The organism is Streptomyces sp. NPDC040405 (genome assembly GCF_055595765.1).
On the sequence record NZ_JBVIVI010000005.1, the window covers coordinates 1 to 26,393 of the forward strand.

Genomic DNA, 26,393 nt, shown 5'->3' on the forward strand with positions numbered 1-26,393 from the left:
GACGCCTTCGACTGGAACCGCGAGGTCGTCTACTACCGGCTGAACCCGCACTGGATGACCGTCTACGCCCCCGACCTCGACAAGCTCACCGGCACGTGACGCCGGGCCCGTCGACGAGGGCCTGCACCTGCGCGTACGTGGGTGCGGGGCCGGTCGACGGCGCGCCGTCGCGTACCGCCAGCGCCGTGGCGACGGCCTCGCCCAGCGCCCGCCGGTACAGTAGCGACCCGAGGCTGCCCCGCGCCCAAGCTCTCAACTCCTTCCCCAAGCTCTCAACTCCGCTTCGCTGCGTTCGAGCAGGGGGCCGCTCGGCGTCTTGCCGGTCCAGGGGACCAGGAACGGCAAGGTCGCGAGTTGGCCCCGAACCCACGGAAGCAACTCCGCAGAGCACGACGACGGACCCTTGAGTTCCCACCGAGAACCGTTCAGTTTGCGTGAACTTACAGGACTCTTGGCCCCGGTCTCCTATCTCTGACCCACGGGGCAAGGTAATGCCACGTCCGCTGCCGGTTCCGGCGACGTGCGGCGGGGTCGCGCTCCGCGAGATGCCGGGCGACCGCGTCGCTGGCCGCAGCCAGCTAAAGCTCCCTGCATGAGCTGGGGTGCGACGAGCATGCAGGCGAGCAGGATTCGCCCGAACTTTGCTCAGCCCTCCACGGTTTCGAGTCCTCCATCCTGCCCATGTGGGCCCGTTCCTTCAACGAGGACACCTGGTCACCGGAGGTGATCACCCTTCCCGAGGAGCCGCTGACCGTGCCCGCTACCGGCGAGGCCCGACGCAGCGACTTGGCGCACCGGTGGAAGCAGTACATCGCCGGCAGGCAGTGAAAGTGACTGACGTCAGTGCCGGCTGACGTCGGCCAGGCACCTGTCGGGCCTGGCCTTCCACGGGGAGGGCTGGGCCCGACAGGGCGGACGGCACCGGCTCAGCGGGTCTCGGTGTTGCCCTGCGGCTGCACCGCCTGGGTGAGCGTGGGGTTGGTGTCGCCCTTCATTTCGGTCCCGATCAGCGCCTGGTTGGTGAAGGTGTCGACGAAGTCAGGATCAGGCGCCGGGGCCGGTGCGGGAGGGGCCGGTGCGGGGGCGGGCTGGCCGCTGCCCTGGTTCTGTTCGTTGCTCATGAGGTTCAAGTGTGCAGCAGTAGTGCGACAGTCGACAGGCCAAGCCCCAGGACCAGCGACCAGAGGCTGATGGCCCAGTACCGGGCCTTCAGCTCGTGACGCTCCTTGTTTTTCTCGAAGATCGTCGCCCGGGACGCTGCCAGTTCAGCCAGCACCCGACTTCTGGGCGAGCGGACGTGTGCCACGAGCATCGGGCGCGCTTCCAAGTCCTTGTGTCCAGCTACCCGGATCGTCTGCACGCCGGTGAGCAGGGTGACGGCGTAAGCGACGAAGGCACAGTAGGCGAGGACGTCGTGATGCCTGTGCGTCGCCAAGAACTGTGCAGCGGTGGCCGCGAATCCGATCAGGAACACAGCCTTGGTGTCGATCTTTGCCAGCGAGTCCGACTGGCGAGCCAGACGCGAGGCAGCCTCGTCGTTGAGGAGCTCAAGCGTGGATTCCTGCGCCTCGAGTTCAGCCGGTGTCATCGTCATGCCGAGAGCCTAGAAGCCGTAGGTGGGGCAGATGCGCCCGCTGGTACCAGGAGCAGCACCCTCCACCCGAGTCCAACCAGCGAAGACAGCTCAGGCGCCCTCGGACACGTCGTCTATGCGGCGGACTTCGCACTTGTCGAGCAGACGGGCGAAGTAGCTGTAGGCCGCGAGTCGTTCCATGCCTTCCTGCTCACTCAGCTCGTCACGGGTATGCGTCGTGACATTTCTGACGGTGAGGTTCAATCCGGTCGCCAGGCTGTTCAGCGCCTTGGCTAGCGGCTCCAATCCGCCGCGCATGCTCTTGGCCGTCTTGTCAGTGGGGTCGCCGGGCCATGTGAGCTTGGGCCTGCCAGGCTCAGGATCGCCCGTCGAAAGGGTCTGCTGCCAGAACGGGGTGTCGTCCACGTCATGGCGGTCCAGACGTGTCTTCCAATGCACGGTCAGCGCCTCCGACGCCTCCCGCACCGCGACCCGGTACTGGTGAGTTGTCCAGTGAGCGGCTGCCGCGGTCCAAATGACCGGATGGAGCTGAGACGGAGCGAACCCTGGCAGGGCGGACTCTGCAGCCGTTTCGGCCTCGTCGATCATCATGTTCAACCGGCCCCGGACCGTCGCCGCCGTGTTGCGGACATCCTGCGGCGCGAAGAGCGCCTTCGGAGCCGACATGAGCGACCAGTTCCCAATCGGATCGAGGGTGCCGAGACCGGCGACACCAATATGCGCCCCAGTGACGGCCACAGCCCGTGCAGCAGCACCCGCGGTCTCCGCCACGCCGAGCTCAAGCTCCCGCACCGTCCCCTGATCCTGCCCGTCCTTGATCCAGACCGTAGGAAACAGGCCACGAGAACTGAGGAGATCCGACTCGACCTGAGTTTCCATCCAGCGCTCGAAGGCCCGCTCGAACGTCTCCACGGTGGCGAACAGCCGCTTCAGGTAGTCAGCACCATACGTTGCCACGCGCTACCCCTCCTATGGTCATACGTGCGTGATGCCGAGAGCCTAGGAGAACACCGCGCGACGGCTGCTTGGCCATATGTGGCAAGGCGGTTCTCACCTACGCAGCCGCCCCCCTGCACGGTCAGTGGAGCGGGCGAGTCGTCGTATCGTGCCCTGTGCTCGATTCCTCCGCAGACCGGGGCCGACGGCTGCCGGTCGTGCCCATGCCCCTTCCGCGTGAGTCGCTCCTCAGCTGGCTGGGACACCTGAGCGCGGTGTACGAGATCCCCCGCATCCCTATGGCCACGGCGTGCGGGCTCCTGCGCCTGGGCGACAATGCCGCGCGCATCGCCGACTCGGGGCCAACGTCGCTCGTGTACGGCCTCAGCGACGAGGATGTTCTTCGCGTGGAGCAGGCAACGGGTCTGGCAAGTGACGAGCTGCAGGCAATGACCTGGCTGCGTTTCCTCGGAACCGCTGTGAAATCTGATCCACTCAAAGCCTCCCCGCGGAATCCATTCCGGGCGATGAAAGCGAGCTGGATCGACCCGCGTGAATTGAAGTTCTGTCCTTCTTGCGTCGAAGAGAATGATGGACGTTGGCCTCTGGAATGGTGCACGCCATGGATGTTTGCGTGCCTGAGGCATAGCTGCTATTTGTTAGCCGCATGCCCTGAGTGCCACACCCCCCTACCAGGAGCGCACATTAACCTCGGTCAGGGAAGTTGTCACGGCTCAGAAAAACACCGCCTGACGGATGTCAAGCTCTGGCAGTGTGGTATCGAGTACAAGAAGTGGAAAGCCCCTGACCTGCAAGATCAAATACTTGCTGACCTGCAACGCTTTCTTGAGGATCGCCTCAGATGGGCGCGGCCGGAGGCGGTCCAATTGCGAGGCGTCTTTGCTGACCTGGCGGCAATGGCAGACTTTGCGTTGCATGTGGCTTACCCGGAACACTTCGACGGCGCCGACCTCATCATCGCAGACAGTTTTGCCGAGTTCTGTGCCAGATCACACCAGGGAAACTACCGGACCAGGGTTGATCCGAAATCGATGGCCCGAACAGCGGCTCTGCGAGTAGCCGCCCAGATCCTATTCAGCGGCGACCCTTGGTCTGCCGCTCGGGTGATCGTGGACTTTGCTTCCCGTCCACTTCCGGTTCGAGCACTGCCACTGAATCAAGCGTGGCGTAGAACGCCGCCGCGGGACACGACGCCCCGCCTGGCTCGAATCGTGGAGTCAGTGCGTGTCGCCGCTCCCTCGGTGCGTGGTCCCGACGGTCGGGTCCTCAGGTAGAGGTCGCCTCGTCGCACTGGGGATCGGACTGGCGTCGCCATGTTGTCGAAACTGCCACGCAACTTCGGTGCGCCAGACGCTCGTTGCCGCTGACTGACCTGTTCTGATCGCTGTGAGTGACTGACCTCCGAGAGCTGATCTGTACGTAGGTCGGGCACTGAAATCTTTCGTGCGGCGAATGTGATACAAGTCACCGCACAAAAGATTTCAGTGCCCTGGTCAACGACGTGCCGACTGAAAACTTTCCTGCCGTCCGACAGCTGCGGCACCGTCCACGCCAATACGGCGGGGGACGTACCGGCCCGGCTGGAGGCGCTCGGCTCGACCGCGGGCCTGGACCGGGCCGCGCTGCACAGCCAGTTGGCGGCCGCCCTGTCGGTCGTCGTCCATCTGGTGCGGGACCGCGGCGGGCGGCGCAGGATCGCCGAGCTGCATGTGCTGGACCGGGACGGCGCGGGCTTCGTCACCACCGTCCCGGCCGCCGTGTGGAGCCCGCGGGGCTTCGAGCGGGCGGCGGGCTGGCCGCGGCTCCAGCAGCTGTGCGCACGAGGCGGAGGGGCGTCATGACCGGCACCGGAGGGAATCCCGGGGCGCTGCCCCTCGGCGCGGCGCTGCTGTGCGCCGCAGTGGCCGCGTGGCTGCTCTCCGGGCGGGACCGGGAGCTGCGCCGGGCCAGACTGCTGTTCGCGGGTGGCGGACCCGTCGTGCCCACCGGGCCGGACCCGGCGCGGCGGCTGTCCGACACGGTCGCGTCGCTCAAGGAGCGCTGGCGGGTCAGGTACGGCGGGCGGATGGGGCGTGAGCTGCTGTGCCTGCCGCTGGGCTGCGTGCTCGCGGTGCTCGGCGCTTCGGTCCTGCCGCTGCTCGTCTCGGTGGCGGCCGTGCCGGTCGTCGGCCGGTGGCTGAGGGCCCGGGAGCGCGTCCGGACCTGCGACCGGCGTGCGGCGGGGGTGATCGACCTGTGCGGCACCGTGGCGGGCGAGCTGCGGGCCGGGCGGCAGCCCGGCGAGGCGCTGCTGTCCGTGCCCTCGGGAGACCTGGGGGAGCGATGGGGGCTGGTGTCCGCCGCCGCCCGGTTCGGCGGGGACGTGCCCGAGGCGCTGCGCAGGGCGGCCCGGCAGCCGGGCGCGGAGGGGCTGACCGGGGTCGCGGCCTGCTGGCAGGTGGCCGTCGACGAAGGCGCGGGGCTTGCCGCCGGGCTCGACCGGGTGGCCTCGGCGCTGCGCGCCGAGCGCGAGCAGCGGGAGATTCTGCGCGCCAGGCTGGCGGGGCCCAAGGTCACCATCGCGGTGCTGGCCGTGCTCCCCGCCTTCGGGCTGGTGATGGGCGCCGCGCTGGGCACCGAGCCGCTGCACCAGCTCCTGCACACTCCGGTCGGGCTGGGCTGTCTGGTGGGCGGCTGTCTGCTGGAGTGGGCGGGGTTCGCCTGGCTCAGACGGTCGATGCGGGCGGCGCTCGCCCCCGGAAAGGCAGTCCGCCGATGAGCGCCGCCCTTGTCCACAGGCTGGGGATCGCGCTGTCCCTCATGACCGCCGCCGCGTATGTGGCGATGGCGGTGGTGGAGGCCCGGCGGGACCGTGCCGCCGGGCGGCGTCTGACGGCACTGCTGCCGAGCGGGCGAACGGACGCGGAGACCAGCACGGCCCGGAAGCGGACCCGGGCCCTGGAGCGATGGCGCGCCCGGGCGGACGAGGGCGCGGTCCTGGCCTGGGCGGCCTCGCTCGGCGTCCTGCTGGCCGGTGTCGTCCTCGTCGGAGGGCCGCTGGGGTGCGTGCTGGGGGCGGCGGCCGCGTACGGCCTCCGGCGGTGGCAGCGGCGACAGGCCGCCGCCGGTCGGTCCGGCGGTGCGGGGAGCCAGATGGCCGAAGCGGTGGGGCAGATCCCGCTGGCCGCCGACCTGCTGGCGGCCTGCCTGGCCGCCGGGGCGGACCCGCGCACGGCGGCGGACGCGGTGGGCAAGTCGCTCGGCGGCCCGGTCGGCGAGCGACTTGCCCGGACCGCTGCGGAACTGCGGCTGGGAGGAGAGCCCGCCGATGCCTGGGGGCGGCTCGGCGCGTTGCCCGGCGCGAGCGGACTGGCGCGCGCCCTGGAGCACGCCGGGACAACCGGCGCCCCGGCGGTGGGGCCGGTCTCCCGGATCGCCGCCGACTGCCGCGCCGAGCAGGGGAGGGAGGCGGGCCGACGTGCCGACCGGGCGAGCGTGCTGGCCACTGCCCCGCTCGGGGCCTGCTTCCTGCCCGCGTATCTGCTGATCGGCGTGGCCCCGGTGATGACCGGGCTGGCGGGCGGGCTGGCGGGCCACACCTGAGCGCGGTGCCCCGGGCCCGGCGCGGCGCGGGGACCGGTTTCTGTACGGCAAATGACAGCTACGAGGGGGACCAGAATGATGAAGCAGTGGTGGGTCCGACGGCGGGCGGCGGCGCGTGCGCGGGCAGAGGCGGGCATGGCCACCGTTGAGTACGCGATGGGCACGCTGGCGGCGTGCGCCTTCGCCGCGGTGCTCTACAAGGTGGTGACGAGCGGGACCGTCAGCGGCGCGCTGCGATCGGTGATCGGACGGGCTCTCGATGCGCCGTTCTGAGGCACCGTCCACGGCGGGGCGGCCGGACGCGCGGGCCGGGCTCCGCACGGGGTCGGACCGGGGGTTCGTCACCGCGGAGGCGGCGGTCGCGCTGCCGGTGCTGGCCCTGTTCGCCCTGATGCTGATCTGGGGCCTGATGGCCGCGTCCGCGCAGCTGAGTTGCGAGGACGCGGCCCAGGCCGGGGCCCGGGCGGCGGCGCGCTCGGAATCGCGCGACGCCGTGGTGGCCGCCGCCCGGGCGGCCGCACCGCGCGGCGCGCGGGTGGACCTGTGGCGGGACGGAGACCTGATGCGGGTCCGGGTCCGGGCCCATGCCGTCGGCCCCGGCCCGCTGGCGCTCCGACTGGACGGGGAGTCGGCAGCCCTTGACGAGGACACGGTGGGCGCGGCTGACGCGGGGCGGGAGACGGTCCCGTGAGGCGTTCGGCACGCGGAGCGGGGGTCGGTCCCAGCGGTCCTGTGAGGCGGTCCGTAGGCGGGGCGAGGGGCCGTCCCAGCGGCCTCGTGAGGGGCTCCGTACGCGGGGCGGGAGACGGTCCCATGAGGCGTTCCGAGCGCGGGACGGGGGAGCGTCCTGCGAGGTGCTCCGTACACGGGGCGGGGGACCGTGGGTCGGCGACGGTGTGGGCGGCGTTCGCCGCGACGGCGCTGTGCGCGGTGTTCGCGGTCGTGCTGGCGGCCGGGCAGGTCATGGTGGCGCGCCATCGGGCCGGTGGGGCCGCCGACCTGGCGGCGCTCGCCGCGGCGGACCACGGCCTGGAGGGGCCGGGCGCGGCGTGCCGCCTCGCCCGGCGGGTGGCCTCCGCCCAGGGCGCGCGCGTGGTGCGATGCGCTCTGAGCGGGGAGATCGCGGACCTCACGGCGGAGGTGCGGGCGGGGCCGTTCGCCCTCCGGGTCCGGTCGCGGGCAGGCCCGGCCGACACCCCCGTACCCGGCCGCGACGGGGGCCCGGCGGACCGGGCCGTCCGGGAGCCGGAGGCGGGCGCCTGGGCCCGGTCAGCCCTCGGCGGGCGGCTGGTCCGGGGCTTTGGCCAGGAGCGTCGTCAGCAGGCGGATGGCGGCCCGTTTGTCGAGCGGATCGTTCCCGTTGCCGCACTTCGGGGACTGGATGCAGGACGGGCAGCCCGCTTCGCACTCGCAGACCGCGATGGCCTCGCGGGTGGCGGTGAGCCAGCGGGCGGCCGTGTGGAAGGCGCGCTCGGCGAAGCCCGCCCCGCCGGGGTGGCCGTCGTAGACGAAGACCGTGGGCAGCAGCGTGTCGGGGTGCAGGGGGACCGACACCCCGCCGATGTCCCAGCGGTCGCACGTCGCGAAGAGCGGCAGTATGCCGATGGAGGCGTGCTCGGCGGCGTGCAGGGCGCCGCCGAGGGCCTGGGGGTGGACGCGGGCGTCCTCCAGCTGGTCCTCGGTCACCGTCCACCACACGGCCCGGGTGCGCAGCGTGCGGGGCGGGAGGTCGAGCTTGGTCTCGCCCAGCACCTCACCGGTGATCAGCTTGCGGCGCAGGAAGGAGACGACCTGGTTGGTGACCTCGACGGAGCCGAAGCACAGCCGCGCGTCCCCCCACGGGATCTCGGTGGTGGTCTCCAGGATGGAGATCGCGGTGGTGTCGCGGGCGGTGGTCGAGTACGGCGGACTGGCCTCCTCCACCAGCGCGACCGAGTCCTCCAGGTCGAGCTGCCGCACCAGATAGCTCCGGCCCTGGTGCAGGTGGACGGCGCCCTCGTGGACGGCGGTGTGGGCGGCCGAGGCGTCCACGGTGCCCAGCAGCCGCCCGGTCGCCGCCTCCACGACCTGGACCGGGCTGCCGCCCTCCCCGCGGATGTCGGTGAGGTCGGCGGCGCGCTCGCGGCGGGTCCAGTGCCAGGCGGTCGCGCGGCGGCGCAGCAGCTTGCGCTGCTCCAGCTGCGGCAGCAGCTCCTCGGTGGCGGGGCCGAAGAGGGGCAGGTCCGCCTCCGTGAGCGGCAGCTCGGCGGCGGCCGCGCAGAGGTGCGGCGCGAGGACGTACGGGTTGTCGGGGTCCAGGACGGTGGACTCGACGGGCTGCCGGAAGAGGGCGTCCGGGTGGTGGACGAGATAGGTGTCCAGCGGGTCGTCCCGGGCGACCAGGATCGCCAGCGCCCCCTGTCCCGTGCGACCGGCCCGCCCCGCCTGCTGCCAGAGGGAGGCGCGGGTGCCGGGATATCCGGCCAGTACGACGGCGTCCAGACCGGCGATGTCCATGCCGAGTTCGAGGGCGGTGGTGGCGGCGAGGCCGAGGAGGTCACCGGAGTGCAGGGCCCGCTCCAGGGCGCGGCGCTCCTCGGGGAGATATCCGCCGCGGTAGGCGGCCACCCGGTCGGGCAGGGACCGGTCGACATCCGCCAGCCGCTCCTGGGCGATCAGGGCGATCAGTTCGGCGCCCCGCCGGGAGCGCACGAAGGTGACGGTGCGGACGCCCTGGACGGCCAGGTCGGTGAGCAGGTCCGCGGACTCGGCGGTGGCCGTGCGGCGGACGGGAGCGCCCTGCTCGCCGTGCAGCTCGGTCAGCGGCGGCTCCCACAGGGCGAAGACCACCTCGCCGCGGGGCGAGGAGTCCTCGGTGACCGCCGTGACCGGCACTCCGGTCAGCCGCGCCGCCGCCACGGCCGGGTCGGCGGAGGTGGCGGAGGCGAGCAGGAAGACGGGCGAGGAGCCGTAGCGGGCGCAGACCCGCCGGAGTCTGCGCAGCACCTGGGCGACATGGGAGCCGAAGACGCCGCGGTAGGTGTGGCACTCGTCGATGACGACGTAGCGCAGCGCGCGCAGGAAGGAGGACCACCTGGGGTGGCCCGGCAGGATGCCCCGGTGGAGCATGTCGGGGTTGGTGAGCACGTAGTTCGCGTACTGGCGGACCCACTCGCGCTCCTCCACCGGCGTGTCGCCGTCGTAGACCGCTGCCCGCACCCCGGTGCCGAGCGGGGCGGTGAGATCGGCCACGGCGCGGCGCTGGTCGGCGGCGAGCGCCTTGGTGGGCGAGAGGTACAGGGCGGTCGTGCCGCGCCCGCTGGGCTCCTCCGAGCCGTCCAGCAGGGTGCTGAGCACCGGGGCGAGGTAGGCCAGGGACTTGCCGGAGGCGGTGCCGGTGGCCACGACCACGGATTCTCCGCGCAGGGCGTGGTCGGCCGTACGTGCCTGATGGGCCCACGGGCGCTCGATTCCGGCGGCCCGGACGGCGCCGATCACTTCCGGCCGGATCGGTGAAGGCCAGTCGGCATGGCTGCCGAGACGCGGGGGCAAGTGCTCCGTATGAGTGATGCGCGCGCCTCGGCCCGCTCCGGTGCCGAGCCGGTCGAGAACGGCCCGGGGCGAGGGGCGTATGCCCGCCTGCCGCGGGAGTTGGTTGTGGGCCATCGACACCGAGTGTGTCACTGGTCTGACGGACAATGGGCTCAAGGCGTCGTGCACGCCTGCTGGTAAGTGATTGAATGCCATCGCGGCTGCCGATCCATGGGGGGCGACCGCTCGATGCAAGGTGCTGGAGGATCCGTGGACCTGTCCCTGTCGACTCGGACCGTTGGCGACCGCACGGTCGTCGAGGTCGGTGGCGAGATTGATGTATATACCGCGCCCAAGCTGCGCGAGCAGCTGGTCGAGCTTGTCAACGACGGTAGCTACCACCTGGTCGTCGACATGGAGGGCGTCGACTTTCTCGACTCCACCGGGCTCGGCGTGCTCGTCGGCGGGCTCAAGCGCGTACGTGCCCATGAGGGCTCACTGCGTCTGGTGTGCAACCAGGAGCGCATTCTCAAGATCTTCCGTATCACCGGCCTGACCAAGGTGTTCCCCATCCACACCTCGGTCGAGGACGCTGTCGCGGCGACTGACTGACCAGTCGCCGCGGGAAGACCACCAAGGGGGTTCCGGGCGGTTTCGCCCGGCCCCCCTGATCTGCACGCCCATACGCCCGAGGGGGATGGCATGGCCACTGTCGAACTCCGCTTCAGCGCGCTTCCCGAGCACGTCAGGACCGCCCGGCTGGTCGCGGCTGCCGTGGCGCGTCGGGCGGGGGTGGACGAGGCCGTGCTCGACGAGGTGCGGCTCGCGGTCGGCGAGGCCTGCACCCGTGCGGTGGGGCTGCACCTGAGCAACGGGGTGGACGCCCCGGTGCGGGTGGCGCTCACCGAGGAGGAGAAGAAGTTCTCCATCGAGGTCGGCGATGAGTCCCCGACCTCGGCCGGGCACGCCCCCGGCTCCCACCCGGATGTGGACGACGACGGTGAGAGCGAAGACGAGATGGGCCTCGCGGTCATCAGCGGGCTCGTCGACGACGTCGAGGTGACGACCAGCGAGACCGGCGGTGTGATCCGCATGAGCTGGCCGGCCTCACCTCAGTCCCTCGTGCCGTAACGATCCGCCGCCATTTCGCTCCATCTGCTGTGACCTCCGGGCCGGCCGTCCTCGTGACGGCCGGCCCGGTCGTCGTGCTCCGGTCCTCCTTCCGGTCGTCGTTCCGGATGTCCGGAAAACCGCTCTGATCAGCACTTTTCATAGTGCACCGAGATCATTTATGGAGATCATTCCACCCCCGTCAGTGAATTGTTGACCTTCCTCCTTCCGGAGGAATTCCCTGGCCCAAACCTATTGATCTTCGCTGGTGCAGGCGAATTCCCATTCCTGCGCCCTGTTTTGATCGTGTGACGCTACTTACAATCCGTCCACATCTTGAGCTCAGGACGCCTGAGCGTGGCGGCTCTTCTGCGGTCGCAGAACTGCTGCGCGCCCATGTGCCAAACGTCAAGGAGGACGAATGGCGGGGCCTCTCACCCCTCATCAGCTGGATCTCACCACGACCCTGGCCGCCGCGGAGCTGACCGACGACAACCGGGTGATCGTGATGGTGATCGCCGCGGTCGCGGTCGCGGCGCTGGCGGTCGCCGTGGTGCTGGTACGACAAGTACTCGCGGCCGGCGAGGGCACGGACAGTATGAAGAAGATCGCCGAAGCCGTTCAGGAAGGCGCGAATGCCTATCTGGCGCGGCAGCTGCGCACCCTCGGCGGATTCGCCGCGGTCGTGTTCTTCCTGCTCATGTTGTTGCCGGCGGATGACTGGCCGCAGCGCATCGGGCGGTCGGCGTTCTTTCTGATCGGCGCCGGTTTCTCCGCGGCCACCGGTTATATCGGCATGTGGCTCGCGGTGCGCAGCAATGTGCGCGTCGCCGCCGCGGCCCGGGAAGCGACCCCCGCGGCCCCCGCCACCCCGGTCAACGGGGATTCCGCTTCGTCCGCTCCCGGGGCTTCCGGGAAGCCGGCCGTGGATCTGACGGCGGTCTCGCACAAGGCGATGAAGATCGCTTTCCGCACGGGCGGCGTGGTCGGCATGTTCACCGTGGGCCTCGGCCTGCTGGGCGCCTCCTGCGTGGTGCTCGTGTACGCGGCCGACGCGCCCAAGGTGCTGGAGGGCTTCGGCCTCGGTGCCGCGCTGATCGCGATGTTCATGAGGGTCGGCGGCGGCATCTTCACCAAGGCCGCCGACGTCGGTGCCGACCTGGTCGGCAAGGTCGAGCAGGGAATCCCCGAGGACGACCCGCGCAACGCCGCGACCATTGCGGACAACGTGGGCGACAACGTCGGCGACTGCGCGGGCATGGCCGCCGACCTGTTCGAGTCGTACGCCGTGACCCTGGTCGCCGCGCTGATCCTCGGCAAGGCGGCCTTCGGCGACGCGGGCCTCGCCTTCCCCCTGCTCGTCCCGGCCATCGGCGTGCTCACCGCCATGGTCGGGATCTTCGCCGTGGCCCCGCGCCGCGCCGACCGCAGCGGCATGACGGCCATCAACCGCGGCTTCTTCATCTCCGCGCTGATCTCGATGGCGCTGGTGGCGGTCGCGGTCTTCCTCTATCTGCCGTCCAGCTACGCCGACCTCGACGGTGTCACCAACCGCGAGATCCTCGGCCACAGCGGTGATCCGCGCGTCCTCGCGCTGGTCGCCGTCGCCATCGGCATCGTGCTCGCCGCCCTCATCCAGCAGCTCACGGGCTACTTCACCGAGACCACCCGGCGTCCCGTGCGGGACATCGGCAAGACCTCGCTGACCGGCCCGGCCACCGTGGTGCTCTCCGGTATCTCGGTGGGGCTGGAGTCCGCCGTCTACTCGGCGGTGCTGATCGGGCTCAGCGTCTACGGCGCCTTCCTGCTCGGCGGCACTTCGATCATGCTGGCGCTGTTCGCGGTCGCGCTCGCCGGGACCGGTCTGCTCACCACCGTCGGCGTCATCGTCGCGATGGACACCTTCGGCCCGGTCTCCGACAACGCGCAGGGCATCGCCGAGATGTCCGGTGACGTCGAGGGCGCGGGTGCCCAGGTGCTCACCGACCTCGACGCGGTCGGCAACACCACCAAGGCGATCACCAAGGGCATCGCCATCGCGACGGCGGTGCTCGCCGCGGCGGCGCTCTTCGGCTCGTACCGCGACGCCATCGCGGAGGCCGTCGCCGACGTGCACATCTCGGTGGCCGGGCAGATGAACCTCAGCCTGGACATCTCGCAGCCCAACAACCTGGTCGGTCTCGTCCTCGGCGCCGCCGTCGTCTTCCTCTTCTCGGGGCTGGCGATCAACGCGGTGTCGCGGTCGGCCGGTGCGGTGGTCTTCGAGGTGCGTCGGCAGTTCCGGGAGAAGCCCGGGATCATGAACTACACCGAGACGCCGGAGTACGGGCGGGTCGTCGACATCTGCACCAAGGACGCGCTGCGCGAGCTGGCCACCCCCGGTCTGCTGGCGGTCCTGGCGCCGATCGCCGTCGGCTTCGCCTTCGGGGTCGGCGCGCTCGGCTCGTTCCTGGCCGGGGCGATCGGCACCGGCACTCTGATGGCGGTCTTCCTCGCGAACTCCGGGGGCGCCTGGGACAACGCGAAGAAGCTGGTGGAGGACGGGCACCACGGCGGCAAGGGCAGCGAGGCCCATGCCGCGACGGTGATCGGCGACACGGTCGGCGACCCGTTCAAGGACACCGCGGGTCCTGCGATCAACCCGCTGCTGAAGGTCATGAACCTGGTGGCGCTGCTGATCGCCCCGGCGGTCGTGAAGTTCAGCTACGGCGACAACGCGAGCCCCGGGCTCCGGGCGGGGATCGCCGCGCTGGCCGTCGCGATCATCGTCGGCGCCGTCTACATCTCCAAGCGGCGTGGAATCGCCGTGGGTGACGAAGGCAACTCCGAGCGCGTGGCGAAGTCGGCCGACGCGGCGGTGGTGTCCTGACCCGGGAGCGGTCACGGGGCCGTATGAGCCCCCGCGGCGTGGGGGGGGGGGGGGGGGGGGGGGGGGGGGGGGGGGGGGCCCTCCCCCCCCCCCGCAGCCGTGCCCGCCTTTCCGGCCGTTGACCCGGCGATCACGATGAGGCGGATGGCACACCGAGCTTGGTTCAAATGGCTTTAAAAGTATCCATACAGGATGCTCGGCAGACGGTCCGAGCGGCTTGGCCGTGTATGTTCCGGGGCCGAGAGCCATGGAAGGGACCAATCCGGTGAACAAGAAGCTTGTGGCACTGTCCGGCGGTGCGGCACTCGTACTGGCGCTGAGCGGCTGCGGCGGCGGCGATGATGGTGACAAGAAGGTCAACGACTGGGCCAAGTCGGTCTGTGACCAGGTGCAGCCGCAGCTGAAAAAGATTCAGGGCGCCAACGCCTCGATTCAGGCGGCGTCCGACGAGCAGGACTCCAAGAAGCTCCAGCAGACGGACTCCAAGGCGTTCCAGCAGATCTCCGAGTCCTACGCGGCGCTCGCGAAGGCCGTGCAGAAGGCGGGCGCCCCGCCCGTCGACAACGGCGAGCAGACCCAGAAGCAGGCCGTGAAGGAGCTGAAGGCCACCTCCGGGGCGTACAACGACCTGAAGACGACCGTCGACAAGCTGGAGACCTCGGACAAGTCCAAGTTCGCCGAGGGCCTCAAGGGCGTCGCCGACGAGCTGGACAAGCTCAGCAAGTCGGGTGACCAGGCCCTGAAGCAGCTCCAGGAGGGCAAGGTCGGCACCGCGATGTCGAAGCAGCCCGGCTGCCAGAAGCCGAAGACCGGCGCCACCAGCGCCACGTAGGGCGCGGGGACCCGGCTGCACGCCCCTGTTGTCGAGCTGTCGAGTTATCCACAGGGTGGCTTTTCCACAGGCCGCCGCCCGTCGTCGCCGACGGTCGGCGGTTGCCCCGACAATGGGGGCGTGAGTACGCACCAGCCCTCGTCCCGCCTCCCGATTTCCGACCCCGAGCGCACCACCCGCCTGCGCGAAGCGCTGCTGGCCGCCTCGTTCACCGCTGACGGCCTGCTGGATCTGCTCGGCGCGTCCGCCTACGCCGCCCTGGCCCGCGGCGAGACCGTCCCCGCGCTGCGCGCGGCCCGGGGCGGCAGCCCGCTGGAGATCCTGGTGCGGCTCTTTCTGCTGCAGCGCCCGGTGCCCCACGAACGGGCCACCGAGGCCCTGCCGGTGACGGACTGCCTCACCGACGGATGGCTGGTGCGGGACGGCTCCGAGGTGAGCGCCAGCGTGGATGTGCGCCCCTACGGCGGCCCCGAGGGCCAGGACTGGTGGATCGTCTCCGACCTCGGCTGCGCGGTCGGCGGCGCCGCGGGCATCGGCGGGCCCGGCGGCGCCCGTGAGGCCGAGGACCGCTCGCGGCTCGTCCTCGGGGTCGGCGGCGCGTCCACCACGCTGGCCGGTCTCACCATCCGTACGCCCGTCAAGCGGGCGCTCGACCTCGGCACCGGCTCCGGCATCCAGGCGCTGCACGCGAGCCGCCACGCCGCGCGCGTCACCGCCACCGACCCTAATCCGCGCGCCCTCGACATGGCGCGGCTCACCCTCGCCCTGTCCGGGGCGCCGGAGCCGGATCTGCGCGAGGGGTCGCTCTTCGAGCCGGTCGGCGGCGAGACGTACGACCTGATCGTGTCGAATCCGCCGTTCGTGATCTCGCCGCGCTCCGCGGAGGGCGACCGGCTGGTCTACCGGGACGGCGGCATGGCCGGGGACGATCTGTGCCGGACCCTCGTCCAGCAGTCGGCCGCTCATCTCGGCGACGGCGGCTGGTGCCAGCTGCTCGCCAACTGGCAGCACGTCCGGGGCGAGGACTGGCGCGAGCGGCTGGCCTCCTGGGTGCCGCCCGGCTGCGACGCCTGGATCGTGCAGCGCGAGGTGCAGGATGTCGCGCAGTACGCCGAGCTGTGGCTGCGCGACGCGGGCGAGCACCTCGCCGGGCCCGAGGCGTACGCGGCGCGCTACGACGCCTGGCTGGACGAGTTCGAGGCGCGTGGGACCACGGCCGTCGGGTTCGGCTGGATCACGCTGCGCAAATCCGGCGCCGACCGGCCGTCGGTGACGGTGGAGGAGTGGCCGCATCCGGTCGAGCAGCCGCTGGGGGAGGCCGTGGCGGCTCACTTCGACCGGCAGGACTTCCTGCGCGCGCACGACGACGCGGCGCTGCTGACGGCCCGTTTCCGGCTCGCCGACGAGGTCTTCCAGGAGCAGGTCGGGCTGCCCGGCGCGGAGGACCCCGAGCATGTGGTGCTCCGGCAGAACCGGGGCATGCGGCGCGCGACCAAGGTCGACACGGTGACCGCGGGGTTCGCGGGGGTGTGCGACGGCACGCTGAGCGCGGGCCGGATCCTGGACGCGATCGCCCAGCTGCTCGGGGAGGACCCGGTGGTGCTGCGCGATCGCACCCCCGAGTCCATCCGGCTCCTGGTCGAGCAGGGCTTCCTGCAGCCGGTGGCCGACGAGGTTCCGTAGCGCGCGCCGGGCGTACGCCGGGGGCGTGGCCTCGCGCCCCCTTGCCCCCGCCTGGCGGGAAGCCGCCGCCGGGCACGTGAACGCGGCCGGAAAGGGCGGTCGCGCACCGTTCATCCGGGGTTCGCGCGTACGCCTCCGGCGCGTGTCACGCTCCGGGCATGGAGAGCGGACCTGCGATCTTCGCCGGAGCGGCATTCGTGTTGTTCGGCGCGGCCCTGCTGCTGTGGACAGCGGTGCGGCTGCGGCTGCGCGCGCCGGTCGCCGACGGTGTGAGTCCCGTCGCTTCCGCGGCCCTCTCCCTTTTCTTCGCCGCCGCCGCTCTGGGCGGCGGGATCTGGTGCCTGGGTTACGCCTGACAGGGCGCCTTCCGCGAGGCTTGTGCCGGTCCGGGCGGCAGACAGGACGCTTGTCGGGTTACCGTTCGAGTGGCGTTGCGGGCTTTTTCCGTTTGACACGGGGGCGGGATGTACCGTCACACTCCGCAGCGTCACCGTAGAGGGGCGTGTAAGCGTTACCCGCGCTGCAGCGTCCGTTCACCGAGCGTCGACCGGAGAGAAGAGCGAAGTTGTCCCCGACCACCAGCGAGACCGCACAGGGCGGCCGCCGACTCGTCATCGTCGAGTCGCCTGCCAAGGCGAAGACGATCAAGGGCTACCTGGGCCCGGGCTACGTGGTCGAGGCGAGCGTCGGGCACATCCGGGACCTGCCGAACGGTGCGGCCGAGGTACCCGACAAGTACACCGGCGAGGTGCGCCGCCTCGGCGTCGACGTCGATCATGACTTCCAGCCCGTCTACGTGGTGAACGCGGACAAGAAGAGCCAGGTCAAGAAGCTCAAGGAGCTGCTCGCCGAGTCCGACGAACTCTTCCTCGCCACCGATGAGGACCGGGAGGGCGAGGCCATCGCCTGGCACCTCCAGGAGGTCCTCAAGCCCAAGGTCCCGGTCCGCCGGATGGTCTTCCACGAGATCACCAAGGACGCGATCCGGGAGGCCGTCGCCAATCCGCGCGAGCTGAACAAGCGCCTGGTCGACGCCCAGGAGACCCGCCGCATCCTGGACCGCCTCTACGGCTACGAGGTCTCGCCGGTCCTGTGGAAGAAGGTCATGCGGGGTCTGTCCGCGGGCCGCGTCCAGTCGGTGGCCACCCGTCTCGTCGTCGAGCGCGAGCGCGAGCGCATCGCCTTCCGCTCCGCCGAGTACTGGGACCTGACCGGCACGTTCTCCACCGGCCGGGCCGGTGACACCAGCGACCCGGGCACCTTCGGCGCCCGGCTGTCCGCCGTGGACGGCCGCAGGGTCGCCCAGGGCCGTGACTTCACCTCGCTCGGGCAGCTCAAGAATGGGCAGCGCGAAGCCTCGACTGAGGGCGGTGGTGGGCGACGGGAGGGCGGCGCGAACGTCCTGCACCTGAACGAGGCGGACGCCCGCGCCCTGGCCGCCGGTCTCGCGGACACCGCCTTCACGGTGCGGTCCGTCGAGTCCAAGCCGTACCGCCGCTCGCCGTACGCCCCGTTCCGTACGACGACGCTGCAGCAGGAGGCCAGCCGCAAGCTCGGCTTCGGTGCCAAGGCCACCATGCAGGTCGCGCAGAAGCTGTACGAGAACGGCTACATCACCTATATGCGCACCGACTCCACCATCCTGTCGGACACGGCGGTGGCGGCGGCCCGGGCGCAGGTCACACAGCTGTACGGTGCCTCCTACCTGCCGGACAAGCCGCGGACGTACGCCGGGAAGGTGAAGAACGCGCAGGAGGCGCACGAGGCCATCCGTCCCTCGGGCGACCGTTTCCGCACCCCTGCGGAGACCGGGCTCACCGGCGACCAGTTCCGGCTCTACGAGCTGATCTGGAAGCGGACCGTCGCCTCCCAGATGAAGGACGCGGTCGGCAACTCCGTCACCGTCAAGATCGGCGGCCGGGCGAGCGACGGACGGGACGCGGAATTCTCCGCCTCCGGCAAGACGATCACCTTCCACGGCTTCATGAAGGCCTACGTGGAGGGCGCCGACGACCCGAACGCCGAGCTGGACGACCGCGAGCGCCGTCTGCCGCAGGTCGCCGATGGCGACCGGCTCGCCGCGGAGGAGATCACCGCCGACGGCCACGCCACCAAGGCCCCGGCCCGCTACACCGAGGCGTCGCTGGTCAAGGAGCTGGAAGAGCGCGAGATCGGCCGTCCGTCCACGTACGCCACGATCCTCGGCACCATCCTCGACCGCGGCTATGTGTTCAAGAAGGGCACCGCGCTGGTGCCGTCCTTCCTGAGCTTCGCCGTGGTCAACCTGCTGGAGAAGCACTTCGGCCGGCTGGTCGACTACGACTTCACCGCGAAGATGGAGGACGACCTCGACCGCATCGCGCGCGGTGAGGCCCAGGCCGTGCCGTGGCTCAAGCGGTTCTACTTCGGCGAGAGCGTGAACGGCGTCGACGCCGGAAAGGGCGCCGCGGCCGAGGCCGGGAACGGTGACGGCGATCACCTCGGCGGCCTGAAGGAGCTGGTCACCGACCTGGGCGCGATCGACGCCCGGGAGATCTCGTCCTTCCCCGTGGGCGACGGGATCATGCTGCGCGTCGGCCGCTACGGCCCGTATGTCGAGCGCCCCTCCCAGACCGAGGGCGAGACCGGCCACCGCGCCGACGTCCCCGACGACCTGCCGCCGGACGAGCTGACCGTGGCGTTCGCGGAGGAGCTGCTCGCCAAGCCGAGCGGCGACTTCGAGCTGGGCACCGACCCCGACACCGGGCGCCCGATCGTCGCCAAGGACGGCCGCTACGGTCCGTACGTCACCGAGGTGCTGCCCGACGACACCCCGAAGACCGGCAAGAACGCGGTCAAGCCGCGCACCGCCTCGCTCTTCAAGTCGATGTCCCTGGACACGGTGACCCTCGCGGACGCGCTCAAGCTGATGTCGCTGCCGCGCGTCGTCGGCACCGACCCCGAGGGCACCGAGATCACCGCGCAGAACGGCCGCTACGGCCCGTATCTGAAGAAGGGCACCGACTCGCGCTCGCTGGAGAGCGAGGAGCAGCTCTTCACGATCACGGTCGACGAGGCGCTGGCGATCTACGCGCAGCCCAAGCAGCGCGGCCGGGCCGCGGCCAAGCCGCCGCTGAAGGAGCTGGGCACCGACCCGGTCAGCGAGCGGCCGGTGGTGGTCAAGGATGGCCGCTTCGGTCCGTACGTCACGGACGGCGAGACCAACGCGACGCTGCGCCGGGACGACGACGTCGAGACGATCACGGCCGAGCGCGGCTACGAGCTGCTGGCGGAGAAGCGGGCCAAGGGCCCGGCCAAGAAGACCGCCAAGAAGGCCCCCGCGAAGAAGACCGCGGCCAAGAAGACGGCGGCGAAGAAGGCCCCCGCGAAGAAGACGGCCGCCAAGAAGACCGCGGCGAAGAAGACGACGACCGCGGCGAAGAAGACCACGGCCAAGAAGACGGCCGCGAAGAAGACCACCGCGGCCAAGACGGCCACCACGGCCAAGACCGCCGCGGCCGGGAAAACGGCGGCAAAGGCGGAGTAGCCGCCCGGATCGTCCGCACGTCATCCGCGTGCCCCCGCCCGTTTGTTCGGCCGGGGGGACGTGGATTCACGTGATCCGGATAGGCTGGCGGGATGACGCGAGAGCAGCCAACGGACGTGACCCCCACTTCCGGCGCCCTTGCCGCGGATTCCCGCGAGCGTGCCGTCCGAGCCCTCCTGCGCTATCCGCCGCTACGACGGCTCTGGAGCGCCCAACTCGTCGGCGGTACCGCGGACGCGCTGGCCGTGCTGGTGCTCGTACTGCTGTCGCTGCAGGCCGCGGTGTCAGCGGGCTCCTTCGGCGGGGGGTATCGGGGCGCGGCGCTGGCGGTCGCGGCCGTGCTGGGCGTGCGACTCCTGGCGACCCTGCTGTTCGGGGCGGTGCTGCTCGGCCCGCTTTCCGCGCTCATCGGCGCGTCCGGCCCGCTGGACCGCCGCTGGACCATGATCGGCGCGGATGGGCTGCGGCTCGTCCTGCTGCTCATCGCGCCGCTGTGGATCGACTGGACGCCTGACGACGCCGTCGCCTGGCTGCTCATCACCACCTTCGTGGTGGGCGTCGCCGAGCGCTTCTGGACCATCGCCAAGGACGACGCGGCCCCCGCGCTGCTCCCCGCGCCGCCCGTCGAGGGCGCCGCCGTGCGCCCGCTGCCGGACCACATGGACGCGCTGCGCCGACTCTCGCTGCGGACGAACTTCCTCAGCGTGCCGCTGGCCGCCGCCGGGCTTCTCGTTGTCATGCTCATCGGGAGGCTGCTGGGGACGGGCGTCAGCTGGTTCCACGCCCATCAGGCGGCGCTCGGCTCGTACGTCGGCGCCGGGCTGTTCGCGGCGTCCATCTCGGTCCTCTACTTCGTGGAGCTGCCGGGCGCGCAGACGCCTCGTACGCGCTCCCCGCTCGAAGGGCTGCGCCGTCCGCGCGCCCTCTCCGGTACCGGCGCCGACAAGGGCCGTACCGGCGCCGTACCGCTGCTGATCCTCGCCTGCGCCGGAGTGGCCGCCGCGATCGCCGCGGCCGTCGGCGTCGCCGCGCTGCAGGCCGTCGACCTCGGCGGCGGCCCGGTCGGCTTCTCGCTGCTGGTGCTCGTGCTCAGCGGAGGCCCGGCGATCGGCATCCGCTCGGCACCCAAGGTCCTCCCGGGGCTCTCGCGGCGTCGGCTGCTCGCCATGTCGGTCGCGCTGACCGGTCTCGCGCTGCTCGCCGCGGGCCTGGTGCACGACGCGACGACCGTCCTGATGATCGCGCTGCTCGCCGGTCTGTCGGCCGGAGTCGCGGCGAACACCGGCCACTCCCTCCTGGACCAGGAGCTGGAGGAGTCCCGTCGGCCCCGGATGACCGAGCACCTGCAGGCCATCGTCCGCGTCGCCGTCGGTCTCGGCGCCGTCGCCGCGCCGCTGCTCGCCGCCGTGATCGGGCCGCACCGGCTCGGCAGCGGCGACTTCGTGTTCGCCCACGGCGGCGCGGCCTTCACACTCATGCTCGTCGGCGCGCTGCTGCTGCCCATCGCGGCGCTGGTCCTCGGCCGCACCGACGACCGGCAGGGCGTCCCGCTGCGGCGCGATCTGCGCGAGGCGCTGCTGCGCGGCGGGGGCGCGGACGAGGCCCCGGCCGCGACCGGCTTCTTCATCTCCGTCGAGGGCGGCGACGGCGCGGGCAAGTCCACGCAGGTCGAGGCGCTGGCCGAATGGGTCAGGGCCAAGGGCCACGAGGTCGTCGTCACCCGCGAGCCGGGCGCGACCGCCATCGGCAAGCGGCTGCGCTCGATCCTGCTCGACGTCTCGTCCGCGGGCATCTCGCACCGCGCGGAGGCGCTGCTGTACGCGGCGGACCGCGCCGAGCACGTCGACTCGGTGGTCCGCCCGGCCCTGGAGCGCGGTGCGGTCGTCATCTCCGACCGCTACATCGACTCGTCCGTCGCCTACCAGGGCGCGGGCCGCGACCTCGCCGCGACCGAGATCGCCCGCATCTCCCGCTGGGCGACCAACGGCCTGGTGCCGCATCTGACGGTGCTGCTGGACGTCTCCCCGGAGACCGCGCGCGAGCGCTTCACCGAGGCGCCCGACCGGCTGGAGTCCGAGCCCGCCGAGTTCCACCAGCGGGTGCGCTCCGGGTTCCTCGCCCTCGCCGCCGCCGACCCGGCCCGCTACCTGGTCGTGGACGCCGGACAGGTGCCGGAGGCGGTCACCTCCGTCGTACGCCACCGCCTGGACCAGATGCTGCCGCTGTCGGAGGCGGAGCTGACGGCCCAGGAGGAGGCGCGGAAGGCGGCGGAGGAAGAGGCGCGCCGCAAGGCCGAGGAGGAGGCCGCCCGCAAGGCGGAGGAGGAGCGGCTGGAGCGCGAGCGCCAGGAGGCGCTGGCCAAGGCGCGCGCCGAGGAGGAGGAGCGCAAGCGCCGCGAGCTGGAGGAGGCGCGGCAGCGCGAGGCCGAGCGGCAGGCGGAGGAGGCCGAGAAGCGGGCCGAGGACGCGCGCCGCCGGGCCGAGGAGGACCGTAAGCGCATCGAGGCCGAGGACCGCGCCCGCGCCGCCGAGCAGGAGCGGCTCCGCCGCAAGGCGGAGGCGCAGGCCCTGGAGCGGGCCGAGGCGGCGGCGCGCCGCCAGGAGGAGCAGCGCAAGGCGGAGGAGGCGCTGCTGCGGGCGGAGCAGGCACGGCTGGCCGCGGACGCTCCGACCGTGGAGACCGAGCTTCCGGCGGCGCCGGAAGCGACGGATGCGCGGGATGACGACACGGCGGCGGACACGGAGGCCGGTTCGGCGGCTGACGCGGCGTCCGATGCGGGGTCCGGTTCGGCGGCTGATGTGGCGGAGACGGTCCAGACGCCGCGCTTTGAACCGCAGGCCCCCCGTGATTCCCGTGGGCGCGGTGATCGCCGTGCGCCCGACGCGGACGCCGACGAGACCGCCGTCATCCCGCCGGTGCGCCCCCGGCAGAATCCGGACGCCGAGGAGACCACGCTCCTTCCTCGGTCGCAGGCGCCGGAGCAGTCCGCTCCGGGGTCCTCCGCGACCGACGAGACGGCCGTCCTGCCGCCCGTACGGGACGAGCCGTCCGTACGGGAGGAGCGCTCGGCCGATCCGGCCGACCGGGTTCCGCCGTGGATGTTCCGCAAGGAGGAGCAGGGGCAGGATCAGGGTCACGGCCAGGCGCAGGGGAACGACCGTACGCGCGAGATGCCGCAGTTCGACCAGGGCCAGAGCCAGAGCCAGGGCCAGGACCAGTCGCGTCGTCGGCGTCCGCGCCCTGACTGGGCGGAGGAGACCCCGCTGGACGACCTCCCGACGCTCGCCGACGAACTCCTCGGCGACAGTGACCGCGACGACGAGGGCGGCGGCAGGCGCCGCCGCTGACCGCCCGGCGGCGTTGTCGGTGGGGTGCCCCACAATGGGACGCGTTGGGCAGATACGGCGGAGGCAGCCATGGCGGTATGGGACGACCTGGTCGGGCAGGACCGAGTAGCGGCCCAGCTGACCGCTGCCGCGCGTGACGCGGACGCGCTGGTCACGGCCGGTGCGTCGGCCGCGCCCGCTTCCGAGCGCATGGCGTCGTCCAAGATGACTCACGCCTGGCTGTTCACCGGACCGCCCGGTTCCGGCCGGGCCACCGCCGCCCGCGCCTTCGCCGCCTCGCTGCAGTGCGTGAGCCCCGACCGGGCGCTCGGCGGCATCCCCGGCTGCGGCTTCTGCGACGGCTGCCACACCGCCCTGGTCGGTACGCACGCCGACGTGGAGGTGGTCCGTACGGACATGCTCACCATCGGCGTCAAGGAGACCCGCGAGCTGGTCCGCCGCGCCCAGCTCTCCCCGGCGGGCGGCCGGTGGCAGGTGATCGTCATGGAGGACGCCGACCGGCTCACCGAGGGCGCGGGCAACGTCCTGCTGAAGGCCGTCGAGGAGCCCGCGCCGCGCACCGTATGGCTGCTGTGCGCGCCCTCCCTGGAGGACGTGCTGCCCACCATTCGCTCCCGCTGCCGCCTCCTCACCCTCCGTACGCCCCCGGTGGACGCCGTCGCGGACATCCTCGTCCGTCGTGACGGCATCGACCCCGAGCTGGCCGCCTCCGCCGCCCGCGCCACCCAGGGGCACATCGGCCGCGCCCGGCGGCTGGCCACCGACGAGCGGGCCCGGACCCGTCGCAGGGCGGTGCTGAAGCTCCCGCTCCGCATCGATGACGTGGGGGGCTGCCTCAAGGGGGCGCAGGAGCTGGTCGACGCGGCGGCCGAGGACGCCAAGCAGGTCGCGGAGGAGGTCGACGCCAAGGAGACCGAGGAGCTGCGCGCCGCGCTCGGCGCCGCCGCCGGTACGGGCGGGCGGTTGCCGCGTGGCACGGCCGGGGCCATGAAGGAGCTGCAGGACCGCCAGAAGCGCCGCGCGACGCGCACCCAGCGCGACAGCCTCGACCTGGCCCTGACCGAGCTGACGGGCTTCTACCGGGACGTGCTGGCCCTCCAGCTCGGCTCCCGGGTCGCGCTCGCCAACACCGACGTGCAGGACGCCCTGGAGCGGGTGGCGTCCGGCTCGAAGCCGGAGCGGACGCTGCGCAGGATCGAGGCGGTCTCGGCCTGCCGCGAGGCGCTGGACCGCAATGTGGCGCCCCTGCTGGCGGTGGAGGCGATGACCATGGCGCTGCGCGCGGGCTGACAGCGGCGTGGCCGCCGCGGCGTGCGGGTCGCCCGTGGCTGCGGGGCGCGTGCGGCTGCGGGGCGCGTGCGGCTTCCTCACTCGTCCGAGTGACTCCGGGGCCGCATGAAGCGTAGTCGGACGGATACGCTCCGTATCGCTGGCGGCTCCTCGCCAGCACTCGCGACCCGAGGGATCCGCCGATGGCCATCAGCCGCAGCAGCACGCTCACCACCATCGGCGCCGCCGTCGCGGGCGCGGCCCTGCTGTTCTCCGGCTGCACCGCCGGAGCCTCGGCGCCGCGCGCCGCGTCCATGCCGACGGCCGTCCCCACCGCGCTCAAGCCGTACTACGAGCAGACCCTGACCTGGCGCAAGTGCCCCGGCGGCGCGGGCTTCGACTGCGCCACGCTGAAGGCCCCGCTCGACTACGCCAGGCCCGGCACCGGCCATGACCTGAAGCTGGAGGTCTCCCGGAAGAAGGCGACCCGCTCCGCCCGCCGCATCGGCTCGCTCCAGGTGAACCCCGGCGGCCCGGGCGGCTCCGCGATCGGCTATCTGCAGAGCTTCGCCGCGATCGGCTACCCGGCCCCGGTCCGCGCCCGGTACGACCTGGTCGCGATGGACCCGCGCGGCGTGGCCGGGAGCGAGCCCGTCACCTGCCTGAACAACCGGCAGATGGACGCCTTCACCCGGACCGACCAGACCCCCGACGACTCCGCCGAGACCCGTCGGCTCGTCGCCGCGTACAAGAAGTTCGCCCGCGGCTGCGCGGCCCGCTCCGGCCGCGTCCTAGGCCATGTCTCGACCGTCGAGGCCGCGCGCGACATGGACCTGCTGCGCGCCGCCCTCGGCGACCGCAAACTCGCCTACGTCGGCGCCTCCTACGGCACCTTCCTCGGCGCCACCTACGCCGACCTCTACCCGGCCCGCGTCGGCCGCCTCGTCCTCGACGGCGCCCTCGACCCCACGCTGACCTCGCGACGCATGAACCGCGACCAGACCGCCGGGTTCGAAACCGCCTTCACCGCCTTCGCCCGGGACTGTCTCCGCCGCTCCGGCTGCCCCCTCGGCACCGGCACCGTGGGATCCGCCCGCAAGCGGCTCAGCGCCCTCTTCCGCCGCATCGACTCCCACCCGGTGTCCACCGGCGGCTCCCGCACGCTGACCGAATCCCTCGCCACCATCGGCGTGATCACCGCGATGTACGACGAGGGCGCCTGGCCCCAGCTGCGCACCGCCCTCCGCGCGGCCCAGCGCGGCGACGGCGAGGGCCTGCTGAACCTCGCCGACCTCTACTACGAGCGCGACACCGACGGCAGTTACGCCAACCTCATGTACGCCAACCCCGCCGTCAACTGCCTCGACCTCCCACCCGCCTTCCGCTCCCCCGCCGACGTCCGCGCCTCCCTCCCCGCCTTCCAGAAGGCTTCCCCCGTCTTCGGCAGGTCCCTGGCCTGGTCCGCCCTGAACTGCGGCTACTGGCCCGTCCGCCCGACCGGCCGCCCCCACCCGCTCCGGGCCAAGGGCGCCGCCCCCATCGTCGTCGTCGGCACCACCCGCGACCCCGCCACCCCGTACCGCTGGGCCCGCGCCCTCGCCTCCCAGCTCACCTCCGCCACCCTCCTCACCTACGACGGCGACGGCCACACCGCGTACTCCCGTGGCAGCCGCTGCGTCGATACCGCGATCAACACCTACCTCCTCACCGGCCGACCCCCCACCCCCACCCACCGCCGCTGCACCTGACCACCCCGTCCGCCGCCCGGAACCCCGTACGAAGCACCCCCCGGGACTGTGTAAACTTGGCGAAGCTGCTGCTGCCGATCAGGCACCACCAGCATGCCGCCTTAGCTCAGATGGCCAGAGCGACGCACTCGTAATGCGTAGGTCAAGGGTTCGATTCCCTTAGGCGGCTCCACTGGAACCCCAGGTCAGGCTTTTGACTTGGGGTTTCTTGTTTCTCTTGACCTTGGCAGTCTGACTAATTCGTGGCGGGGGCCGCCGGTAGGTACAGCAGGCCAGGACGAGAGCAGTCACCGTGAGGGCCGCGAACCACAGCGCCTGCCGCCGACTGCCAGGGACCTCAGGTGTTCGGTACGGTCGGTTTGCTGG

General features: G+C 71.7%; 21 protein-coding genes, 1 tRNA gene and 3 pseudogenes. 20 read left to right on the forward strand and 5 right to left on the reverse strand.

The window, feature by feature from the left end; all coding sequences use genetic code 11:
* Positions 1-99, forward strand: a pseudogene (locus ACZ59A_RS21140) (pyridoxamine 5'-phosphate oxidase family protein); the annotation flags it as partial.
* On the opposite strand, the gene ACZ59A_RS21145 reads toward ACZ59A_RS21140, so the two are convergent.
* Positions 86-256 (reverse strand): hypothetical protein, encoded by a 171-nt coding sequence (locus ACZ59A_RS21145; RefSeq protein ID WP_252368524.1) that lies wholly within the window; start codon positions 254-256, stop codon positions 86-88. The pseudogene ACZ59A_RS21140 and the gene ACZ59A_RS21145 sit on opposite strands and share 14 nt — an antisense overlap.
* 425 nt (positions 257-681) lie before the next feature.
* Between ACZ59A_RS21145 and ACZ59A_RS21150 the strand changes: the two genes are divergently transcribed.
* Positions 682-828, forward strand: a complete 147-nt coding sequence (locus ACZ59A_RS21150; RefSeq protein ID WP_470960649.1) for a hypothetical protein — start codon at positions 682-684, stop codon at positions 826-828.
* Between the two features lie 98 nt (positions 829-926).
* Here ACZ59A_RS21150 and ACZ59A_RS21155 read toward each other — a convergent pair whose 3' ends face one another.
* The 3 genes from ACZ59A_RS21155 to ACZ59A_RS21165 all read right to left on the reverse strand — a co-directional run bounded on the left by ACZ59A_RS21155 (position 927) and on the right by ACZ59A_RS21165 (position 2,551).
* On the reverse strand, positions 927-1,121 hold the full coding sequence (locus ACZ59A_RS21155; RefSeq protein ID WP_470960650.1) for a hypothetical protein: 195 nt from the start codon (positions 1,119-1,121) through the stop codon (positions 927-929).
* A 5-nt stretch (positions 1,122-1,126) separates the two neighbouring features.
* Positions 1,127-1,594, reverse strand: a complete 468-nt coding sequence (locus ACZ59A_RS21160) for a hypothetical protein (RefSeq protein ID WP_470960651.1) — start codon at positions 1,592-1,594, stop codon at positions 1,127-1,129.
* A 90-nt stretch (positions 1,595-1,684) separates the two neighbouring features.
* Positions 1,685-2,551 carry a TIGR02391 family protein gene (locus ACZ59A_RS21165; protein ID WP_470960652.1) on the reverse strand — a complete coding sequence of 289 codons (867 nt, stop codon included), beginning with the start codon at positions 2,549-2,551 and terminating at the stop codon, positions 1,685-1,687.
* Positions 2,552-2,754: 203 nt separating this feature from the next.
* On the opposite strand from ACZ59A_RS21165, the gene ACZ59A_RS21170 reads away from it, so the two are divergent.
* From ACZ59A_RS21170 to ACZ59A_RS21200, 7 genes and pseudogenes are all read left to right on the forward strand, one after another.
* On the forward strand, positions 2,755-3,825 hold the full coding sequence (locus tag ACZ59A_RS21170) for a TniQ family protein (protein ID WP_470960653.1): 1,071 nt from the start codon (positions 2,755-2,757) through the stop codon (positions 3,823-3,825).
* Positions 3,826-4,086: 261 nt separating this feature from the next.
* A pseudogene (locus ACZ59A_RS21175) lies at positions 4,087-4,392 on the forward strand (TadA family conjugal transfer-associated ATPase); the annotation flags it as partial.
* Positions 4,389-5,309, forward strand: a complete 921-nt coding sequence (locus ACZ59A_RS21180; RefSeq protein WP_470960654.1) for a type II secretion system F family protein — start codon at positions 4,389-4,391, stop codon at positions 5,307-5,309. The pseudogene ACZ59A_RS21175 and the gene ACZ59A_RS21180, both read left to right, overlap by 4 nt.
* A complete protein-coding gene (locus ACZ59A_RS21185; RefSeq protein WP_470960655.1) occupies positions 5,306-6,133 on the forward strand; it encodes a type II secretion system F family protein in 828 nt (275 codons plus the stop codon). The genes ACZ59A_RS21180 and ACZ59A_RS21185 overlap by 4 nt, the downstream gene beginning before the upstream one ends.
* Positions 6,134-6,208: 75 nt before the next feature.
* A complete protein-coding gene (locus tag ACZ59A_RS21190) occupies positions 6,209-6,406 on the forward strand; it encodes a DUF4244 domain-containing protein (protein WP_470960656.1) in 198 nt (65 codons plus the stop codon).
* Positions 6,393-6,824 carry a TadE family type IV pilus minor pilin gene (locus ACZ59A_RS21195; RefSeq protein WP_470960657.1) on the forward strand — a complete coding sequence of 144 codons (432 nt, stop codon included), beginning with the start codon at positions 6,393-6,395 and terminating at the stop codon, positions 6,822-6,824. The genes ACZ59A_RS21190 and ACZ59A_RS21195 overlap by 14 nt, the downstream gene beginning before the upstream one ends.
* A gap of 122 nt (positions 6,825-6,946) precedes the next feature.
* A pseudogene (locus tag ACZ59A_RS21200) lies at positions 6,947-7,261 on the forward strand (Rv3654c family TadE-like protein); the annotation flags it as partial.
* A gap of 141 nt (positions 7,262-7,402) precedes the next feature.
* On the opposite strand, the gene ACZ59A_RS21205 reads toward ACZ59A_RS21200, so the two are convergent.
* Entirely contained in the window at positions 7,403-9,859 is a 2,457-nt protein-coding gene (locus ACZ59A_RS21205; RefSeq protein WP_470960658.1) for a DEAD/DEAH box helicase, read from the reverse strand.
* Positions 9,860-9,913: 54 nt separating this feature from the next.
* Here ACZ59A_RS21205 and bldG point away from each other — a divergent pair, with 54 nt between their 5' ends.
* The 11 genes from bldG (at position 9,914) to ACZ59A_RS21260 (ending at position 26,199) form a co-directional block, all read left to right on the forward strand.
* Positions 9,914-10,255, forward strand: a complete 342-nt coding sequence (gene bldG / locus ACZ59A_RS21210) for an anti-sigma factor antagonist BldG (protein ID WP_009716787.1) — start codon at positions 9,914-9,916, stop codon at positions 10,253-10,255.
* Between the two features lie 90 nt (positions 10,256-10,345).
* Entirely contained in the window at positions 10,346-10,774 is a 429-nt protein-coding gene (locus tag ACZ59A_RS21215; protein ID WP_470960659.1) for an ATP-binding protein, read from the forward strand.
* 400 nt (positions 10,775-11,174) lie between these two features.
* On the forward strand, positions 11,175-13,622 hold the full coding sequence (locus ACZ59A_RS21220; protein WP_470960660.1) for a sodium-translocating pyrophosphatase: 2,448 nt from the start codon (positions 11,175-11,177) through the stop codon (positions 13,620-13,622).
* A gap of 265 nt (positions 13,623-13,887) precedes the next feature.
* The gene (locus tag ACZ59A_RS21225; protein ID WP_468043651.1) at positions 13,888-14,454 is read left to right on the forward strand and encodes a small secreted protein; all 567 of its coding nucleotides are present in this window, start codon (positions 13,888-13,890) and stop codon (positions 14,452-14,454) included.
* A 120-nt stretch (positions 14,455-14,574) separates the two neighbouring features.
* Positions 14,575-16,137, forward strand: coding sequence for a DUF7059 domain-containing protein (locus ACZ59A_RS21230; RefSeq protein ID WP_470960661.1), 1,563 nt, complete (start codon positions 14,575-14,577; stop codon positions 16,135-16,137).
* A 158-nt stretch (positions 16,138-16,295) separates the two neighbouring features.
* Complete coding sequence (locus tag ACZ59A_RS21235) at positions 16,296-16,493, forward strand: hypothetical protein (protein ID WP_468043655.1); 198 nt, start codon at positions 16,296-16,298, stop codon at positions 16,491-16,493.
* 209 nt (positions 16,494-16,702) lie between these two features.
* Positions 16,703-19,663, forward strand: coding sequence for a type I DNA topoisomerase (gene topA, locus ACZ59A_RS21240; protein WP_470960662.1), 2,961 nt, complete (start codon positions 16,703-16,705; stop codon positions 19,661-19,663).
* Between the two features lie 92 nt (positions 19,664-19,755).
* Entirely contained in the window at positions 19,756-23,010 is a 3,255-nt protein-coding gene (gene tmk, locus ACZ59A_RS21245) for a dTMP kinase (RefSeq protein ID WP_470960663.1), read from the forward strand.
* A 69-nt stretch (positions 23,011-23,079) separates the two neighbouring features.
* On the forward strand, positions 23,080-24,300 hold the full coding sequence (locus ACZ59A_RS21250; protein ID WP_470960664.1) for a DNA polymerase III subunit delta': 1,221 nt from the start codon (positions 23,080-23,082) through the stop codon (positions 24,298-24,300).
* A 182-nt stretch (positions 24,301-24,482) separates the two neighbouring features.
* Positions 24,483-26,027, forward strand: a complete 1,545-nt coding sequence (locus ACZ59A_RS21255) for an alpha/beta hydrolase (protein WP_470960665.1) — start codon at positions 24,483-24,485, stop codon at positions 26,025-26,027.
* 95 nt (positions 26,028-26,122) lie between these two features.
* Positions 26,123-26,199, forward strand: a tRNA-Thr gene (locus tag ACZ59A_RS21260).
* The last annotated feature ends 194 nt before the right edge of the window (positions 26,200-26,393 follow it).